Below are 4029 nucleotides of genomic sequence, written 5' to 3' on the forward strand. Positions count from 1 at the left end.
ATCTATGTCAGCGCCAAAAATCACGGCTTCGATCCGATGACTTATCTTCGCGCCATTCCCAAGGACCGGGCCGTCCAGTTTCACCTGGCCGGCCATAGCAGAAAAAAAACTCACCTGCTTGACACGCATGACCATCCGGTAGCACCCGAAGTATGGGACCTTTACGCCGAGGCATTGAGGCTTTTCGGACCGGTTTCGACCCTGCTTGAACGGGACGATCATATTCCGCCGTTTGAGGAATTGATGGCTGAGGTGGAAAAGGCAAAACAGATTTTTTCGAATGTTTATGAACAAACAGACCCAAAATTTGCAAAAAACAGAGGAACTCCTCTGGAACTTCATCACGGCGCCTGAAGGGGTTCAAAAGGCGCTCGAGGAGCATCCGGACACTCATCTGCCGATCCGCCCGAGCGCCCCCCTGTCACCTGCCGAACGCCTCGATATCTACGCCGACATGTTACCGCATCCGCGACAGCTTGAAGGAGGACTTTCCGGCGGTCTTGAAAATCATCGGGGAAGATCGTTTCCACAATCTGATCACCGATTATTTAATCAAACACCCCTCCACTTCATACACCCTCCGCGATGTGGGGAAAAAACTGCCAGACTTTTTGGGGACGCATCCGTTGAGCGGTAAATATCCTTTTTTGCCCGATCTGGCCCGGCTGGAATGGCTGATCATCGAATCGTTTGACGCCCCCGATTCAAAAACCCTGTCGGTGGATGATCTCAAGGCCTTTGCCCCGGATCAATGGCCGCACCTCACTTTCAAGTTTGTCGACTCCTTTCATCTCATGGAGTCGGGCTGGCCGGTGGGGACCCTCCACAACAGGCCTGTCTCTGAAGCAAAGGAGGCAAAACCAAAAAGTGAAAAATTGCGGATTTGGCGGTTTGACCTGACCGTTTACACGCGAATCGTGGATGACGAAGAATATTCCCTCCTGATGATGATTCAGAAGGGCAAACCGTTTGGGGATATCTGTGAGGCCCTCGCCGGGACTTGCGGTTTTGAACAAGCCGTTCCGACGGCGGCCAAAAAACTGTCGGGATGGCTCAAAAATGGGCTACTAAAGGAGGCTAAACTATGACTTTAAAAGAAAATGATAAAGCGCCTGATTTTTCACTGAAAAATCAGAATGGAAAAACAGTTTCGCTCAAGGACTGCGCCGGCAGGCAGGTGGTCCTTTATTTTTATCCCAAAGACTTGACCCCCGGTTGCACCACCGAGGCGTGCGATTTTAACGCGAATCTCGCGGCCATACGGAAAAAGGGGGCGGTTGTTCTGGGGGTCAGTTTCGATGACGAAAAGAAGCACCAGCAGTTTATCAAGAAACATGGCCTCGAATTCGACCTTCTGGTGGACAACGCCAAAGAGGTGGCCCAAAAATACGGCGTTTATCAGATGAAAAAGTTCATGGGGAAGGAATTCATGGGGATCGTCCGGACCACCTTTATTATTGACGGGAATGGAAGGATCAAAAAAATCTTCCCGCAGGTGAAGGTCGATGGGCATGTGGATGAGGTGCTGGGAGTATTGTGAAGGGTTGTGATTTAATTCTTGCAATATTTTTCAAAAATAATTAGCGTACGCCCCGTTTTTGGCATTCCCATTATCTATACCCTTTTAAGGAGAATCAAAATGAACAAACTGCTTTCCTTGGTCGCCGTCATTTTAACCGCATCGCTTGTTTCCGCGTGCAAACCGCAAGGCGCCAGCGAGGCGCCGGCGGAGGCCCCTCCTCCTGCTCCCGCCGAGGCTCCCATGGCCCCCATGCCCGAAGCGGCCCCTGCTCCTGAAGCGGCTCCCGCTCCCGAAGCGGCACCGGCCCCGGCTGAACAGCCTGCGGCGCCCGGCCAGTAATTTCAGGCCCGCGATAATACGGGCTGTTTGCACTGTTCTGTTTTGAGCGCCCCCGTCCGCCTGCGGCGGATGGGGGTTTTTTTGCTTCATTCCGCCCTTTTTCTGTGCAATATTTGCCTCCCATGAATAAACTCCCTCTTAAACTGATTGTTGTCTTTTGTCTTCTTGGCGGCATGATGGCCCTTTTTTTGACCATTCAACACTACAAGCTCCTCGATCACGGTTTTGAAGAAAAGAGCTTTTGCACCGTCAACGAATGGATCGACTGCGATACCGTCAATGCCAGTTCTTACTCCTCCCTTTTCGGACTTCCCGTTTCGGGGCTCGGTTTTTTATACTATCTGGTTATTCTTTCCTATGCCCTTTTGGGTTTTCGATCGGGGGCTCCGAAAAAGGATGGATTGCGACTCTGTTTTTATCTTTCGGCCGGCGCCCTTGTTTTCAGTTTTTACATGGCCTATCTTTTGCTTTTTAAGCTGAAAATCCTCTGCCTTCTCTGTCTCGGCATGGATATCGCCGTCTTGCTGATCTTTATCCTCCTCCCTCCCGCAATCGGCATGGGCTGGCGGGATATCCTTAAGGGGAGGCTTCCTCAATCGATCATGAAACATTTAGGCTTTGTCGCCGTCATCTACTTCCTCGGCATTTTTGTGTTTTTTAACGTGGGAAAGGCGATGGGGGGGGATGTCAAGCCTGTCGACCGCGAACGATTCCTGAAAATCTTTTTTGCCCAGATGCCGACTCCTGTCGAGGCCGGTTCGCGGCCGATGTGGGGAACGCCTGGGGCGCCGGTGACGATTCTGGAATTTTCCGATTTTCAATGCCCCTTCTGCCGGGTCGCCGCCTTCAACATCAAGCCCAATCTGGCCGAATATAGAAACGACGTCGCGTTTTATTATGTCAATTATCCGCTCGATATTTCGTGCAACAAATATATGACCCGCGCGATGCATCCGAACAGCTGTCTGGCGGCAAAGGCCTCCCTTTGCGCCGACCGCGAGGGGAAATTTTGGGCCTATCACGATCTGACCTTCAAAAATCAAAAAACAATTTCAAGAGACACCCTCCTTGGGCAAGCCGAATCGCTCGGCATGAACCGCGAGGCCTTTTCCCAGTGTATTGATTCGGCCGGGATCGACGCAACGGTGAAGGAGGACATCGAGCTGGGGAACAAGCTGGACGTCCACGGGACCCCCGCCGTTTTTGTCAACGGCCGCGAGCTTCGCGCCTGGCGCGACCGCGAAATTTTGCGGAAGGTGATCGCCGAGGAACTGAAAAGAAAGGAAAAATAATATCATGCCGGATGCCTATATCATCGACGCGGTTCGAACACCGCGCGGCAAAAGAAACGGTAGCCTCTCGCTCGTCCATGCCATCGATCTCGCCACATACCCTTTAACGGCGCTGGTTTCCCGCAACCGCCTGAATCCCGACCAGATCGATGATGTTATCTACGGCTGTGTCTCGCAGAGAAAGGAACAGGACAACGACATCGCCCGCAGTGCGGTCTTGGCGGCCAAAATTTCCGAATCGGTCGCCGGCGTGACCCTCAACCGTTTCTGCGCCTCCGGCTTGACCGCCTGCAATTTTGCCACCGCATCGATTATGGCGGGACAGGAGGATCTGGTCATCGGCGGCGGCGTGGAACATATGACTCGTGTCCCGATGGAAATTGATTTTTTTCAGGGGGAATCCCTTCTCTCGAAGAATTATCCCAATCTGGTTCCCCAGGGGATTTCCGCCGAGATGATTTCGGAAAAATACAAATTATCGCGCCGTCAGCTCGACGAATTTGCGGTTCGCTCCCAGCAATTCGCCGGCCAAGCGTGGAGTGAAGGACGTTTTAAGAAAAGTATCATCCCGGTAAAGGCAAAAATGCCCGACGGGAAAGAATTTATGTTCGAAAAAGACGAGCACATGCGCCCGACAACAACCGTGGAGACTCTGGCGGGGCTTAAAACCGTATTCAAGGCCGACGGCGTGATTCATGCCGGCAACTCCAGCGGGATTGTGGACGGCTCTGCGGGCGTCTTGTTTGCCTCGAAAGAGAGATGTCGCGAACTGGGTCTCAAACCCCGCGCAAAAGTGGTCGCTATGGCCAATAGCGGCTCGGAGCCGGTCATCATGCTTTTGGGGCCGATCCCGGCCACCAAAAAGGCGCTCAAAAA

The 4029-nt window shown here is 52.6% G+C and carries 6 protein-coding genes; all 6 read left to right on the forward strand.

Annotation, left to right across the window (positions count from 1 at the left end; genetic code table 11):
- The coding region (locus tag HYU99_04365) for a DUF692 family protein (protein MBI2339592.1) at nt 1–354 on the forward strand (354 nt) is incomplete at its 5' end.
- A gap of 146 nt (nt 355–500) precedes the next feature.
- Complete coding sequence (locus HYU99_04370; protein MBI2339593.1) at nt 501–1088, forward strand: putative DNA-binding domain-containing protein; 588 nt, start codon at nt 501–503, stop codon at nt 1086–1088.
- Nucleotides 1085–1540 (forward strand): thioredoxin-dependent thiol peroxidase, encoded by a 456-nt coding sequence (gene bcp, locus HYU99_04375; GenBank protein MBI2339594.1) that lies wholly within the window; start codon nt 1085–1087, stop codon nt 1538–1540. Before HYU99_04370 ends, bcp begins: the two co-directional genes overlap by 4 nt.
- A gap of 99 nt (nt 1541–1639) precedes the next feature.
- Nucleotides 1640–1861: a hypothetical protein gene (locus tag HYU99_04380; protein MBI2339595.1), complete on the forward strand. Its 222-nt coding sequence runs from the start codon at nt 1640–1642 to the stop codon at nt 1859–1861.
- Between the two features lie 122 nt (nt 1862–1983).
- Nucleotides 1984–3153 (forward strand): thioredoxin domain-containing protein, encoded by a 1170-nt coding sequence (locus HYU99_04385; protein ID MBI2339596.1) that lies wholly within the window; start codon nt 1984–1986, stop codon nt 3151–3153.
- Between the two features lie 4 nt (nt 3154–3157).
- Nucleotides 3158–4029 (forward strand): acetyl-CoA C-acyltransferase (locus HYU99_04390; GenBank protein MBI2339597.1); only part of this gene is annotated, 872 nt, incomplete at its 3' end.

This window comes from Deltaproteobacteria bacterium (assembly GCA_016183175.1).
Taxonomy (GTDB): Bacteria; UBA10199; UBA10199; order UBA10199; family SBBF01; genus JACPFC01.

Excerpts from the sequence above, each read along its gene's own strand:
- bcp (MBI2339594.1), top strand. The coding sequence starts at position 1,085 with ATGACTTTAAAAGAAAATGATAAAGCGCCTGATTTTTCACTGAAAAAT.
- HYU99_04385 (MBI2339596.1), top strand. The coding sequence starts at position 1,984 with ATGAATAAACTCCCTCTTAAACTGATTGTTGTCTTTTGTCTTCTTGGC.
- HYU99_04380 (MBI2339595.1), top strand. The coding sequence starts at position 1,640 with ATGAACAAACTGCTTTCCTTGGTCGCCGTCATTTTAACCGCATCGCTT.